Here is a 12,411-nt window from a genome sequence, read left to right on the forward strand (position 1 = left end):
GAAGTCCGCCAGATGGCGGACTTCCTCCTTTTTCAGTTAATGCTTGTATCATTGTTCCTGTATTGGTTCGAGCCATTCTTGTGCCCAATTTTGAATTTCGTTCATTACCGGTGCCAGAGCCTTGCCTTTTTCAGTTAAAGAATATTCAATCCTGACCGGTGTCTCTGGATATACGTCCCTTTTAACAATGCCTTCAATTTCCAAGTCCTTTAAACGTTCGGAAAGAATCCTGCCGCTTATCGGGAATGCAGATTCAATATTACAAAACCGTTGAGGGCCATTAAGTAATTGATTGACAATCAATCCAGTCCAGCGTTTACTCAAGATTTGCATTCCTTTTTCAAATCGTGGACAAAGTGTCGTATTATTCATCTTATCACCTCATTATTAATATATTATAATGCATTTACCTCATATGTAACAACTTTACCGATAATTATTTAGTTACTAGAGATGTTAAAGTATAAGAAATTTATGAGCTTACTTTAAGTATCCTGAAAAGAAATTCGCCTCGGAATTGCCACATTTTTTAAAGAAATGCGTTTTTAAAAAATGTGTTCTTTAGGGTTACCGTGAAAAATATGTTATTTTAATATTGAAGTCAAAGTTTTACAAATGGAAGGGTTCGTGGGAAAGATGAGTGATTTACTGCAAGAGGCCGTATCCTTTATCAGGACAAGTTATCCGGAATTATCGAAAACGGAAGAGGAAATGGATGGCAGGATTGAAAAAATCAAAAAGGAAATAGATGAAACAGGTAGATATGAACATACATATGAAGAATTGGTTTATGGTGCTAAATTAGCTTGGCGAAATAGCAATCGTTGCATAGGGCGCTTTTTTTGGGAGTCGCTGAGGGTGATTGACAAAAGGATGATTCAAAGCGAAGAAGAAATTGTATCGGCTCTCTTCGAGCATATCGAATATGCAACGAATAATGGGAGCATCAGACCTGTGATTACAATTTTCAAACAAAAAGATCATGATCGAAAAGTGGATATATGGAATCATCAGCTTATTCGATATGCAGGGTATGAGACGGAACATGGCGTAATCGGCGATCCAAGTTCAATAGCATTCACCAAGCAATGTATGGAATTGGGATGGGAAGGGAAATTCGGACGTTTCGATATTTTACCCCTTGTTGTCCAATTGGACGGAAAAACCCCTAGTTTACATGATATACCTGAAAGTCTCATAAAAGAAGTTCAAATCACTCACCCTGAACTGACATGGTTCAAAGATCTTCAAATCAAATGGTATGCAGTTCCAATTATATCTGGCATGAGGCTGGAAATTGGCGGTATTACGTATTCAGCTGCACCATTTAATGGGTGGTACATGGGAACGGAAATCGGTGCCAGGAACCTTGCTGATGAAGAACGCTACAATATGCTGCCGGCAATCGGGGAGAGGATGGGCTTGAATATTAAACGTGATTCAAGTTTATGGAAAGATCGAGCCCTTATCGAACTCAATGAAGCAGTCCTTCATTCGTTTAAAAAACACGGAGTCAGCATTGTTGATCACCATACAGCAGCTAAACAATTCAAGAAATTCGAAGAAAAAGAAACCACTTGTAACCGGAAAGTTACTGGGGACTGGACTTGGTTAATTCCGCCTGTTTCTCCAGCCACGACCCATGTTTTTCATCAGCCATATAATAATGAAATAGTGAAACCTAATTTCTTTTATCAAATTCCTCCATATAAATAAAGGTTTACATTAATTGGCGTTGGGTATATATATAGCAAGCCAATAAATAAGGGGGAAGGTAATGATGGCATTAGGAAGAAATATGGTATTACTAGGAGTCGGAGTTGCCGGAGTCTCATTTTTATCGAATAAAACGAACAGAGGAAAAGTGAAGGATATATGGGCAAATGCAAAAGCAAAAACAGTAGGACTTTGGGATAGGAAGGCTTCAGATTTGGATCCTATAATTGAAAAGGCAGGTCACCCTGATCCATATGATCATGACGACAATAAAATGGTAGATGAAGGCGCCATGTATGGTGTTCACTATTATAATAATGCTAAGCATGGATAAATTTATCAGACGCTTGGGGAAACCCAAGCGTTTTTTTTGTGGTAGTTTTTATTATATTTATTAAGCGTTAAAAACTGATAATTGCGAATTCAAAACAGGGAACCAGGGTATTAAATTCGTTATTGTGCTTTAAAAGAATAAGGATTAAGATTAAAGAATCGAAAGGAAGTGGATACGAGTGAGCGGCAGTTCTTATGATCCTGAACCCAGAAAGCAAGAGGAAGCCAATATGATGCTAGAAGTCGAGACTGTTATTCTCCCTGAGTATCTGCTCGAAGAAGGTAAATAAGGCTTTCTCTATAGAAGAGGAGGTCAAGAAATGATGGAAATCTACAAGACGGATGAAAACCGGCACCTAAACAAGATCGAGGAAATGACAAAAGGTTCCTGGGTGAACATTGTCGCGCCCACAGAAGCTGAAATAGATTATATATGCACGACTTTAAAGTTACCAATCAATTTCATGAAAGATCCCTTGGATGATGAGGAAAGGCCTCGAATCGAAAAAGAGGATGATAATGTTTTAATTATTATCGACTTTCCATACTTGACCAGGGACGAGGCGGGCTTACCGATTTTTGAAACAATACCTATAGGGATGATTTTTACCAAAGACTGTTTCATTACGGTATCTTTGAAAGAAACACCGATATTGGCGAATTTCAAAAACAATAAGATAAAAGGATTTTTCACCAATAAGAAAACAAGATTTGCCTTACAATTACTATTTGAGATTTCATCCTATTATTTACGTTACCTGAAACAGATCAACAAGATGACTAATGAAGCGGAACGTGAATTGCATCAGTCCATGAAAAATAAAGAATTATACACTTTCCTGGCTTTGGAAAAAAGCTTGGTTTATTTTACGACATCATTAAAATCCAATCGAGTAGTACTTGATAAGATCCTCCGTTTTAATTATTTGAAAATGTATGAAGAAGATAAAGAATTGCTTGAGGATGTAATCATCGAAAATGCTCAGGCAATTGAAATGGCAGAAGTGTATCTATCCATTCTTAGCGGTATGATGGATGCATTCGCTTCGATCATTTCCAATAATGTCAATAATGCCATGAAGTTTCTAACCTCCGTGACCATTATTTTGACGCTGCCGACGATGGTGGCAAGCTTCTACGGAATGAATGTGGAACTGCCATTTGAACATAATCGGTTTGCTTTCATTTTTACATTATTAATAGCCATCACATTGGCGGGGACGACGGCATTCATTTTTTGGAAGAAAAAATATTTTTAAAATTAACCGGCTTATTAAGCCGGTTTTAGACTGTAGACAAACTCGTTGTAAATCGAGTTTGTCTACAGTTTTTATTAGGTTTTGTGCAATTTGAACATTGATTTCCACTCCAGGCACTCGCTTTTCCCGAAGGGGTCTCGCACCTTACGTTCCAATCAACGTAGTTTTACCTTTTAGATTGAACCCTTACGCCTAAAGTCTTTATTGTTTTAAAATAGAATTAATAAAACTTGAGGTGAGGATGATGCTTTATAAACTTGATTCTATTCAGCGTGTTCAACTTGAACTGATTATTATAGATCAACTGATGCTTACCGAACCATTTTTTTGAGGATGCCAAGCCGGTTCTGTTTATTCCTCAAAAAAATCAGCAAATCCTTCACTGTTAATCCGATCGGTATAAGGGTTCTCATCTTTTACATTCTTTGCATCCAAATTTGTTTTAATCACTAAACGGGGACTCTGTGATGCTTCTCTGATGATACGGTCGTTCAACTCTTTAAAATCCGGTACATTCCTATTGCCGGGTCTGTTTGGTTCCAATTAAACCACCTCCATTAGTATCTTGGCAATAAAGGATGGGGTGTATTCATGAATATTATTATGATTGGGAAGGATAAGGACGGAGGAGGAGATCAAGATGACCAAATGGAACGAGCAAGCAGCTCGCAATAATAATGTAAGGGCAAGTGATTTAAACCCGGCTGGAGCCGATAAAGCAAAACTGGATCCAAAAACAATTGATGGGGATCGATTGAATGATTTAAAGATCCAAAGGGAAATCAGAAAGCAAAATATATAAGGGAAGTCCTGATCGTTGAACTAAAGCAACACAAGGTCATGCAGAGGAAAACGCTTGGCGGATAAACCAAGCGTTTTTTTTGCGTATCATGAAGACGGAATTCCATGGGTTGATTTAGGATTCTTATCAAGAACGCTTTTGCTTTTTAAGTGAAGAGGGTTGAGTGAAGGATCCGGTTTCTTTCGTAGTGGTACCTTGCCCCTCTACCTGAGAAGACCCTAAACGGGTTTGTGAAGCATCTTTCTTGTTTTTTCCATTCATGTTTATCACCTCGATATTACTTTCCCTATTTCCTTTGCATCCTATACATATATTGAAGGTGATAAGGACAGGTTAGAAGGTAGAGGAGGTGTGTGTTGATGTCAAAAATCGGTGTTGAAGAATCATTAACGAATATTCAGGAAGCACTTCGTGAAAAAGGTTTTGATGTTGTGGAGATTAAACAAGAAGCTGACGCCAAAAACGTGGATTGTTGTGTGGTAACAGGTTTGGAAAGTAATGTAATGGGTATAAGCGATACTTCATTACAAGCGTCTATCATTGAGGCAAATGGTTTAACGGCTGATGAAGTGTGCCGCGAGGTTGAAAATAAAATGAACGCCATTCAATAGTTCAAAAAGTGCCTAAACCGATATAGGGTTAGGCACTTTTTTTGTTCAAGGTCACTGTGCTATGGAAATTTCCGCATTCAATTCCACCGCTACATTCCCTTTGATCGCCCTGGAAATCATACATGAAGCTTCAGCTTTTTCAGCAAGTTTCCTCGCTTTTTCAACCACTTTTTCTGAAGTCCCCGGTACTAAAATAAGTTCAGGGCGATGAATGATTTTCTTGTAGGTGAATACACCATTCGTAACATCCACTAACGCTTCAGATTGCATGGTCAAGCTTACCGTTTCTATATGGGCTCGCTCTAACATGGCAGCAAAGGTAATGATATAGCAGGTCGATGCCGCCCCAAGCAGCATTTCATCGGGATTAGTGCCGATCCCTGGTCCCTCCATTTCAGTTGGAATACTTATTTGTGTTAGAAGATTCCCTGAATGAATTGTGCCGATATCATTTCTGCCGCCTGGCCACTCTGCGGTTAAATGAAAGTGATGTATCGTCATTTTATTACCTCCTTACCATGTCTATAGTGTAAACGATTAAACAGGCTAAGTATTCGATTTTGCTCACTCGGCGAGTAATCATACAGCAGTGGGCCGAATTAAGTTTTCGGTATGCCCATTCAGCAAGCCGCCCGTAGCGGTCTAACGGATAGTCATTATTGATATAAAGGATATTGTTGATGAAACAAAAGGCAGAGGCATCAGGCTATTTTAAGCACAATATTGGATAGGCTTTTCTATAATGATATAGACGGTTTTATATAAATAATACTTCATTAAGGAAGGGCTGAAAAGTTGACTACATTGAGTAATATGTTCGATTTGACTAATAAAACGGCTATCATTACCGGCGGCGGCAGAGGATTGGGCAAACAGATCGCCATGGCGTTGGGGGAGGCTGGTGCAAATATCGTCATTGCTTCACGAAATCTTCCTGTATGTAAGGAGGTATGTGATGATTTGCAACTGATGGGTGTTAATGCCGTTGCCTTTGAATGTGATATCACGGACGAGAGTGCCATCGACCATGTCGTCCAGGAAACGGTTGCCCAATTTGGCGCGATTGATATTCTTGTCAATAATAGCGGTACGTCCTGGTCAGGTCCTCTTTTGGATCTTCCTAAGGATAAGTGGGAAAAAGTATTGAATGTCAATGTTACAGGTACATTCCTGTTTTCACAGGCTGTTGCGAAGGTCATGAAGCAGCAAAATTCCGGAAAAATCATAAATATTGCATCTGTGACGGGTCTTGGCGGGACGTTTCCCGAGTTATTGGATACGATAGCTTATAACACCAGTAAGGGTGCCATCATTACAATGACGAAGGATTTAGGAGTTAAACTTGCTAGATACGGCATCCAAGTAAATGCAATTGCACCTGGATTTTTCCCGACTAAAATCACAAAGGAAATTCTAGAAAAATCCAACTATGACATATTGGGTAAAACTCCGGCTTGCAGGTTTGGCGATGAAAATGATTTAAAGGGCGCTGCCGTATTTTTAGCCTCACAGGCTTCTGACTATATGGTTGGACATGTTTTGATTATTGACGGTGGAATATCTGCATTAGTGTAAACGCAGGAGAAAGGAAGGAAGAAATATATGGCGGAAAAACCAAATTTTTATAAAGGGCTTAAATTACTAGGCGCACAAAAAGAACAACAGCTTAATGAGAAAATTCAGGATTTACTAAATAATCGTGAGTTAATAGAAGCAGTAAGCGACAATGCCCAAATGCAGATTCCAAGAATAAATAGAATGCAGGAAGCCTCAGAAAGAATGTCCATCATCATGAATTACCCAACAAAAAAAGATGTGGCGGGAATCGCGAAATTAGTGATCCAGCTCGAAGATAAAATTGATAGGTTAGAAGATTTGCTCTCCACACTTGTTGAGGATAGGGGCGGGAACGTTAGAGGTAATTCTTCAGGTCGCAATAAACGCAATGCTTTTTCATCCCGAAGTAAGAAACAGAAGTCAAGTTGGGATTCCATTGAAATGGAAGAGAGTAAAAAAAGGATAGCGAATTTCTTAAATGATTCCTTATTGATAAGTGCACAGTTGCCTGAGTTTGATTCTTTTAGACAGGGGAATTCAAATGTCTAAACGGAAAGTGCCGAAAAATCAATCCAAATCCATACCCAAGTGGAAACATTTTTTGGATATTCCCAATCAGCCGATGCCTCAAATGGGACTGACGCCTAAAATATCAGTGTGGAAAAAAAACAAATCATCGCTTTGGTATTATCCGTCGGCACAAAAAAAATATGATGTGCCGGTTTTTCTTATATATTCACTAATCAATACACCTTTGATTCTTGATCTGTCCCCAGGGAATAGTTTAATAGAAGCTTTTGTAAATGAAGGTTTTGATGTATATTTGCTTGATTTTGGAAGTCCCGGTTTTGAAGATGGCGAAATATCGATCGAAGATTATATCGCCGATTATATTCAAAAAGGAGTGCAGCGTGCATTACGCCACTCTGGCGCATCAGAAATTACAGTAATGGGATTTTGCCTCGGCGGTACAATAACGGCAATATATGCTGCCATTGCAGACGAGCCAATCAAGAATTTGATTCTCTCCGTTACACCGATAGATTTCAGTGCCTCAGAATTTTTTGATCAGTGGCAGGAAGCATTAAAAGAAGGTACCGTGAATTTCGACGAGACGATTGATATTTATCAAACGATTCCAGCCAGTGCTGTTAAATATGGAATCCGTTTAATTACATCTCCTATCTATATCTCACCGTATTTATCATTATTGAATCAAGCGGATGATGAAGAATACGTTAAGAATTGGCGCCGCTTCAATGCGTGGGCCAATGGGCATGTGCCGTTATCCGGTGCAGCTGCCAAACAAATAACCAAAGACCTCTTGATAAAAAATCGCTTGGTTAATGGGGGGTTTAAAGTAAGGGGGAAAAAAGCGAAGCTATCGAAAATCGATGCTAGTGTTTTGGTCATTGCAAGTAAGTATGATCGATTGGTCCCACAGGAAATGATTTATCCGGTTATGGAGCATTTAACATGTAAGGATAAAACATATCGCCTGCTGAAAAGTGGACATGCTGCTAAACAATATTCCGAAGGACTCCCTTATTATTTGAAGGAATGGCTACCAGAGCGGTCTTCACCAATTCAATAGGTTACTGGGGGGAAGTGAAATGTACGTGTTTAACGCCAGTGAGGAAATCAAAATCATGCCGATTGTAGAATATATAGGCTTTGCGGCATTGATATTTTCAAGATATTTTGCAACATTTCCCGATTACTAAAGTAAAATTTGTGAAAGGGCTGGCTCTGTATGTAGGGCCAGCCCCTATTGTCTCATTGAAAATATTTCACTCGTTCTTCAAGTGGTGAGAAGTCTTTATCGCCAGGCTCTGCAGTGGGTTTTCCAAAAGGCATCTGAGCGATGAGTTTCCAATCGCGTGATATATCCCATGTCTTTCTCACTTCGTCATCGATTAAAGGATTATAATGCTGAAGGCTTGCACCAAACCCTTCAATTTCCAAGGAAGTCCATACGACAAATTGTAAAATGGCAGACGATTGGTTCGACCAAATCGGAAAGTTTTCGGCATACGTTTTGAATTGTTCCTGAAGCCTTGTTATAGTAGCCTGGTCTTCAAAGAATAAAACCGTACCATAACCATTTATAAAAGACTTCATTTTTTCTTCCGTTTTTTCAAAATCTTTGTCACCGACAGCTTTTCTTAATGTGTTTTTCGTGATATCCCATAATTGGTCGTGGCTTTGACCAGTCAAAACAATCACTCTTGCACTTTGGGAATTGAAAGCGGAAGGGGAATATTGAACGGCATGATTGATAACTTCTTTAATCCTTTTATTAGGGACAACACGTTCCTTGCTAAGGGAATAATAAGAGCGTCTATCTTCAATTGCGCTAAAAAAATCTTTAGCCATATATCATACCTCCATTCATTATACCGACTTATTTTGACCTGATTTTATTATTTTATGAAAAGTGAATACGGGTGAAATTAGTTGAATGAAAATGGTTGACAAATTTATCGCTATCATTTATCTTTAAATCAAGATATTTGCATTAAAAGTATTATATATTAGGTTAAATACCTCGAATTCGAGATATTATTTGCGAATTAATTCATCTCCGTAAGGGGAGATTTATAAAGATAGGAGTGGTAAGGATGGAATTAAAAGGATTACATCATGTTTCGGCGATTACAGCTAAAGCGGGAAATAACTTTGATTTCTACACAAAAGTCTTAGGGATGCGATTAATCAAAAAAACGGTGAATCAAGATGATGTTCGTGTGTATCACTTATTTTATGGAGATCAAATTGGTACTCCGGGTACGGAATTGACGTTTTTTGAAATTCCCAATGCTGCCCGCACTCATGAGGGAAACAATAGCATTTCAGAAATTTCTTTAAGGGTGAGAGATGATGAAGCTCTAGGATATTGGAAAAAACGGTTTGTGGAATTCAATGTTGAGCATGATGAAATATCGAGCATTTTTGAAAGGAAGGTGCTTTCTTTTAAAGATCCTGAAGGGCAGAGGCTACTTCTGGTTTCAGATCAGGATAATAACGGCGTTCAAGGAGGATCACCATGGGATGGAAGCCCGGTACCGAAAGAGTATTTCATCCTTGGATTAGGACCGGTAAAACTTACTGTACCTAATATTGAACAAACAGAAAGAGTTCTTTCCGAGGTATTGGGGTTCAGGAAATCAGGAACATATCCTTCTTCAATCAGGGGGCAAAATCCAATTGTCGTTTTTGAGACAGGTGAGGGGGGAACCGGAGCGGAACTTCATATTGAAGAAAGGAATGACATTCCTCGGGAAAGGTTGGGGAGGGGTGGAGTACACCATGTTGCCTTTCGGGTGGATAATGAAGAAGAACTGAGAAAATGGGTAGAAAAAATTAGTGAATCAAAATTCGTTAACTCTGGATATGTGGACCGCTTTTATTTTCGTTCACTTTATTTTAGGGAGCCGAATGGGATATTATTTGAACTAGCTACTGATGGACCTGGTTTTGCAGTCGATGAAGCAGAGCAGCACCTAGGTGAGAACCTTGCCCTGCCGCCATTTTTAGAATCAAAAAGAAAAGATATTGAATCGAATTTAAAACCACTGAATACAAAATCAACAAATTAATCAACGGGGAAGGAAGTAATGGGCATGCAAAAGCAAAATGCAGGGATACATCATATAACCGCCATTGTAGGCAATCCTCAAGAGAATGTGGATTTTTATGCTGGAGTGTTGGGGATGCGTATGGTAAAGAAAACCGTTAATTTTGATGATCCAGGCACCTATCATTTATACTTCGGAGATGAATCAGGTTCACCGGGCACTATCATCACTTTCTTTCCTTGGCCTGGGGCATACCGAGGGACAATTGGCTCCGGACAAGTGGGGATTACAACATATGCCGTTCCGGAAGGATCATTGGGCTTCTGGGAAACGCGCCTAGGTAAATTTAACATAGACTTTGAAAAGATTTCCCGTTTTGGCGAGGATTATCTAGGCTTTCAGGACCCACATGGATTGCAACTTGAACTGGTTGAGCGTAAAGAGGGTAAAAATAGCGAGTGGTCATTCGGCGGTGTACCAGCTGACAAGGCGGTCAAGGGATTCGGCGGTGCTGTATTATTGACGTCGAAACCGATCAAAACGATGGAACTATTAGAGGAAGTGCTGGGTTTGCAAAAGATGGGGGAAGAGGGCGATTTCATCCGCTTCAAATCCACATCGGGCATCGGAAATTTGATAGATGTTAAAAAAACGGTTTTGCCTAATGGGAAAATCGGAGTGGGAACTGTCCATCATCTTGCATGGCGTGCAAGCGACAATGAAGATCATGAAGAATGGAGGGGGCATATCGCAAAGCATGGCTATGCCGTGACACCCTTTAAAGACCGCCAATACTTTGATGCCATTTATTTCAGGGAAGATGGAGGCATACTCTTTGAAGTTGCCACAGATCCACCTGGATTTGCTCATGATGAAACGAAGGAAACGATGGGAAGTAAATTAATGCTGCCGCCATGGCTGGAAGAAAAAAGGGAGATCATGGAGAAAACGTTACTGCCGGCAGTGCCGAGGGTACTAGAGGAGGATAAATGATGAAGCATATTTTTCAAAAAGGAACTAATCCGGAGGCACCGTTGCTTTTACTTTTACATGGCACTGGCGGAACGGAAACAGATCTCTTGCCGTTAGCGGAAATGGTTTCACCGGGTTCATCCGTATTGAGCGTACGGGGAAATGTACTTGAAAACGGAATGCCTCGATATTTCCGCCGGCTGGCTGAAGGAGTTTTTGATGAAGAAGATTTGATTTTCCGTACGAAGGAGCTTTATGACTTCTTGGAATCAGCGTCCGGACAATATGACTTCGATCGTGACAGAGTGGTGGCATTAGGTTATTCTAATGGTGCAAACATAGCAGCAAGTTTGATGTTCCATTTCGAAGGGGCATTACAAGGAGCGATTCTTCATCATCCTATGGTGCCTAGACGCGGCATTGCTTTGCCGTCCCTTTCGGATATACCTGTATTCATCGCTGCAGGTAAAAACGATCCGATTTGCCCGGCAGAAGAAACGGAAGAACTTAATCAACTATTACTGCAAGCTGGTGCTGCGGTGGATGTTCACTGGGAACATTACGGTCATCAGTTAACACGTTCAGAGGTTGATGCAGCAGGTTCATGGTTTCAAAAGAACTTTTTATAAGAATGAGAGGGATGAAGATGATTTCAGTTAATCCTGAAAGCCTTACTGAACGGGAAAATTATAAGTTTTTGACTGGAAGCATCATACCGAGACCAATAGCCCTGGTTACGACACAGTCCGAAACCGGTACAATCAATATAGCTCCGTTCAGTTTTTTTAACATAGTCAGTTCCAATCCTCCGATGATTTCCATTTCAGTTCAACGGAAAGAAGGAATTTCGAAGGACACGGCCCGAAATGCAATTCAAACAGGTGAATTCGTTGTTCATATCACTGATGAAGATAATGTTGCTGATGCAAATCGAACGGCCAAGGAACTCCCGTCTGACGAAAGTGAATTGGGTCTTACCAATTTCACACAGGCTGTTAGTGATAAGGTGTCGGTACCAGGATTGCAAGAAGCGAAGGTACGCTTTGAATGCACATTGGAGCATGCGATACCATTGGCAGGTTCCAAGAATAAACCTGGTTGTGATTTATTGATAGGGAAAATAGTCTGCTATCATATAGAGCAGGAGATTTACCATAAAGGCCGAATTGACCAGAATGGGCTAAAACCTGTAGCAAGATTAGCGGGTCATACTTATACAAAACTAGGGGAATTATTTGACATAGAACGACCTTAAGGAATATGAAAGAAAAATGGCGTCATCTTTTAAGGTGTCGTCATTTTTTTCGTTAGCATTATCTGCAATTCTAATACTTTAAGCGACTGTTCCAAAAACAAGTTCATATCTATGCCAAAGGTGCGATGTTCGTTTGGACTTTAAAGGAATTCTTTACAAATCGAAACAAAACTTGACAATTTTTTCATAGATTGATAAAGTTATAAAAAAATAATTTCTTATCCAGAGAGGTGGAGGGACTGGCCCTATGAAACCTCAGCAACAGGTCTGCAATGACACTGTGCTAATTCCCGGGGGTGAAACCTTGATAGATAAGACCGTACGTGTT

17 protein-coding genes and 1 riboswitch are annotated in these 12,411 nt (G+C 39.8%); of the genes, 12 read left to right on the forward strand and 5 right to left on the reverse strand.

Features of this window, described 5'->3' with window-relative positions:
- Positions 1–48: 48 nt before the first annotated feature.
- A complete protein-coding gene (gene catR / locus ACFVS1_RS07645; RefSeq protein WP_101225109.1) occupies positions 49–372 on the reverse strand; it encodes a catDE operon transcriptional regulator CatR in 324 nt (107 codons plus the stop codon).
- Between the two features lie 264 nt (positions 373–636).
- Here catR and ACFVS1_RS07650 point away from each other — a divergent pair, with 264 nt between their 5' ends.
- From ACFVS1_RS07650 to ACFVS1_RS07660, 3 genes are all read left to right on the forward strand, one after another.
- Positions 637–1,716: a nitric oxide synthase oxygenase gene (locus tag ACFVS1_RS07650; protein WP_387549233.1), complete on the forward strand. Its 1,080-nt coding sequence runs from the start codon at positions 637–639 to the stop codon at positions 1,714–1,716.
- A gap of 61 nt (positions 1,717–1,777) precedes the next feature.
- The gene (locus ACFVS1_RS07655) at positions 1,778–2,050 is read left to right on the forward strand and encodes a hypothetical protein (RefSeq protein WP_387546119.1); all 273 of its coding nucleotides are present in this window, start codon (positions 1,778–1,780) and stop codon (positions 2,048–2,050) included.
- Between the two features lie 319 nt (positions 2,051–2,369).
- A complete protein-coding gene (locus ACFVS1_RS07660) occupies positions 2,370–3,308 on the forward strand; it encodes a magnesium transporter CorA family protein (protein ID WP_387546122.1) in 939 nt (312 codons plus the stop codon).
- A gap of 351 nt (positions 3,309–3,659) precedes the next feature.
- On the opposite strand, the gene ACFVS1_RS07665 is transcribed toward ACFVS1_RS07660, so the two are convergent.
- A complete protein-coding gene (locus tag ACFVS1_RS07665) occupies positions 3,660–3,851 on the reverse strand; it encodes a hypothetical protein (RefSeq protein WP_352922853.1) in 192 nt (63 codons plus the stop codon).
- A gap of 97 nt (positions 3,852–3,948) precedes the next feature.
- Here ACFVS1_RS07665 and ACFVS1_RS07670 point away from each other — a divergent pair, with 97 nt between their 5' ends.
- Positions 3,949–4,110: a hypothetical protein gene (locus tag ACFVS1_RS07670; RefSeq protein ID WP_387546124.1), complete on the forward strand. Its 162-nt coding sequence runs from the start codon at positions 3,949–3,951 to the stop codon at positions 4,108–4,110.
- Between the two features lie 126 nt (positions 4,111–4,236).
- On the opposite strand, the gene ACFVS1_RS07675 is transcribed toward ACFVS1_RS07670, so the two are convergent.
- Positions 4,237–4,371 carry a YuzL family protein gene (locus ACFVS1_RS07675; protein WP_101225105.1) on the reverse strand — a complete coding sequence of 45 codons (135 nt, stop codon included), beginning with the start codon at positions 4,369–4,371 and terminating at the stop codon, positions 4,237–4,239.
- A 98-nt stretch (positions 4,372–4,469) separates the two neighbouring features.
- On the opposite strand from ACFVS1_RS07675, the gene ACFVS1_RS07680 reads away from it, so the two are divergent.
- Positions 4,470–4,721, forward strand: coding sequence for a YkuS family protein (locus ACFVS1_RS07680; protein ID WP_241590977.1), 252 nt, complete (start codon positions 4,470–4,472; stop codon positions 4,719–4,721).
- A 51-nt stretch (positions 4,722–4,772) separates the two neighbouring features.
- On the opposite strand, the gene ACFVS1_RS07685 is transcribed toward ACFVS1_RS07680, so the two are convergent.
- Positions 4,773–5,222: an OsmC family protein gene (locus tag ACFVS1_RS07685; protein ID WP_387546128.1), complete on the reverse strand. Its 450-nt coding sequence runs from the start codon at positions 5,220–5,222 to the stop codon at positions 4,773–4,775.
- Positions 5,223–5,534: 312 nt separating this feature from the next.
- On the opposite strand from ACFVS1_RS07685, the gene ACFVS1_RS07690 reads away from it, so the two are divergent.
- The 3 genes from ACFVS1_RS07690 to ACFVS1_RS07700 are packed head-to-tail and all read left to right on the forward strand — an operon-like array spanning position 5,535 to position 7,872.
- Positions 5,535–6,296, forward strand: a complete 762-nt coding sequence (locus ACFVS1_RS07690) for an SDR family oxidoreductase (protein WP_387549235.1) — start codon at positions 5,535–5,537, stop codon at positions 6,294–6,296.
- 27 nt (positions 6,297–6,323) lie between these two features.
- The gene (locus ACFVS1_RS07695) at positions 6,324–6,827 is read left to right on the forward strand and encodes a hypothetical protein (protein ID WP_387546131.1); all 504 of its coding nucleotides are present in this window, start codon (positions 6,324–6,326) and stop codon (positions 6,825–6,827) included.
- Positions 6,820–7,872, forward strand: coding sequence for an alpha/beta fold hydrolase (locus tag ACFVS1_RS07700; RefSeq protein WP_387546133.1), 1,053 nt, complete (start codon positions 6,820–6,822; stop codon positions 7,870–7,872). The genes ACFVS1_RS07695 and ACFVS1_RS07700 overlap by 8 nt, the downstream gene beginning before the upstream one ends.
- A gap of 182 nt (positions 7,873–8,054) precedes the next feature.
- Here ACFVS1_RS07700 and ACFVS1_RS07705 read toward each other — a convergent pair whose 3' ends face one another.
- Positions 8,055–8,654 (reverse strand): nitroreductase family protein, encoded by a 600-nt coding sequence (locus ACFVS1_RS07705; protein ID WP_387546136.1) that lies wholly within the window; start codon positions 8,652–8,654, stop codon positions 8,055–8,057.
- A 245-nt stretch (positions 8,655–8,899) separates the two neighbouring features.
- Here ACFVS1_RS07705 and ACFVS1_RS07710 point away from each other — a divergent pair, with 245 nt between their 5' ends.
- The 4 genes from ACFVS1_RS07710 to ACFVS1_RS07725 are packed head-to-tail and all read left to right on the forward strand — an operon-like array spanning position 8,900 to position 12,083.
- On the forward strand, positions 8,900–9,877 hold the full coding sequence (locus ACFVS1_RS07710; RefSeq protein WP_387546139.1) for a ring-cleaving dioxygenase: 978 nt from the start codon (positions 8,900–8,902) through the stop codon (positions 9,875–9,877).
- 24 nt (positions 9,878–9,901) lie between these two features.
- Positions 9,902–10,849 (forward strand): ring-cleaving dioxygenase, encoded by a 948-nt coding sequence (locus tag ACFVS1_RS07715; protein ID WP_387546141.1) that lies wholly within the window; start codon positions 9,902–9,904, stop codon positions 10,847–10,849.
- Positions 10,849–11,457 carry an alpha/beta hydrolase gene (locus ACFVS1_RS07720; protein ID WP_352922874.1) on the forward strand — a complete coding sequence of 203 codons (609 nt, stop codon included), beginning with the start codon at positions 10,849–10,851 and terminating at the stop codon, positions 11,455–11,457. Before ACFVS1_RS07715 ends, ACFVS1_RS07720 begins: the two co-directional genes overlap by 1 nt.
- A gap of 17 nt (positions 11,458–11,474) precedes the next feature.
- Entirely contained in the window at positions 11,475–12,083 is a 609-nt protein-coding gene (locus ACFVS1_RS07725; protein ID WP_352922876.1) for a flavin reductase family protein, read from the forward strand.
- A gap of 215 nt (positions 12,084–12,298) precedes the next feature.
- A riboswitch (SAM riboswitch) is annotated at positions 12,299–12,401 on the forward strand.
- Positions 12,402–12,411 lie beyond the last annotated feature (10 nt).

The sequence above is a fragment of the Peribacillus sp. NPDC058075 genome, from assembly GCF_042885195.1.
In the GTDB taxonomy this organism is placed as follows: Bacteria; Bacillota; Bacilli; order Bacillales; family DSM-1321; genus Peribacillus.

Excerpts from the sequence above, each read along its gene's own strand:
- catR (WP_101225109.1), bottom strand. The coding sequence starts at position 372 with ATGAATAATACGACACTTTGTCCACGATTTGAAAAAGGAATGCAAATC.
- ACFVS1_RS07650 (WP_387549233.1), top strand. The coding sequence starts at position 637 with ATGAGTGATTTACTGCAAGAGGCCGTATCCTTTATCAGGACAAGTTAT.
- ACFVS1_RS07655 (WP_387546119.1), top strand. The coding sequence starts at position 1,778 with ATGATGGCATTAGGAAGAAATATGGTATTACTAGGAGTCGGAGTTGCC.
- ACFVS1_RS07660 (WP_387546122.1), top strand. The coding sequence starts at position 2,370 with ATGATGGAAATCTACAAGACGGATGAAAACCGGCACCTAAACAAGATC.
- ACFVS1_RS07670 (WP_387546124.1), top strand. The coding sequence starts at position 3,949 with ATGACCAAATGGAACGAGCAAGCAGCTCGCAATAATAATGTAAGGGCA.
- ACFVS1_RS07675 (WP_101225105.1), bottom strand. The coding sequence starts at position 4,371 with ATGAATGGAAAAAACAAGAAAGATGCTTCACAAACCCGTTTAGGGTCT.
- ACFVS1_RS07680 (WP_241590977.1), top strand. The coding sequence starts at position 4,470 with ATGTCAAAAATCGGTGTTGAAGAATCATTAACGAATATTCAGGAAGCA.
- ACFVS1_RS07685 (WP_387546128.1), bottom strand. The coding sequence starts at position 5,222 with ATGACGATACATCACTTTCATTTAACCGCAGAGTGGCCAGGCGGCAGA.
- ACFVS1_RS07690 (WP_387549235.1), top strand. The coding sequence starts at position 5,535 with ATGTTCGATTTGACTAATAAAACGGCTATCATTACCGGCGGCGGCAGA.
- ACFVS1_RS07695 (WP_387546131.1), top strand. The coding sequence starts at position 6,324 with ATGGCGGAAAAACCAAATTTTTATAAAGGGCTTAAATTACTAGGCGCA.
- ACFVS1_RS07700 (WP_387546133.1), top strand. The coding sequence starts at position 6,820 with ATGTCTAAACGGAAAGTGCCGAAAAATCAATCCAAATCCATACCCAAG.
- ACFVS1_RS07705 (WP_387546136.1), bottom strand. The coding sequence starts at position 8,654 with ATGGCTAAAGATTTTTTTAGCGCAATTGAAGATAGACGCTCTTATTAT.
- ACFVS1_RS07710 (WP_387546139.1), top strand. The coding sequence starts at position 8,900 with ATGGAATTAAAAGGATTACATCATGTTTCGGCGATTACAGCTAAAGCG.
- ACFVS1_RS07715 (WP_387546141.1), top strand. The coding sequence starts at position 9,902 with ATGCAAAAGCAAAATGCAGGGATACATCATATAACCGCCATTGTAGGC.
- ACFVS1_RS07720 (WP_352922874.1), top strand. The coding sequence starts at position 10,849 with ATGAAGCATATTTTTCAAAAAGGAACTAATCCGGAGGCACCGTTGCTT.
- ACFVS1_RS07725 (WP_352922876.1), top strand. The coding sequence starts at position 11,475 with ATGATTTCAGTTAATCCTGAAAGCCTTACTGAACGGGAAAATTATAAG.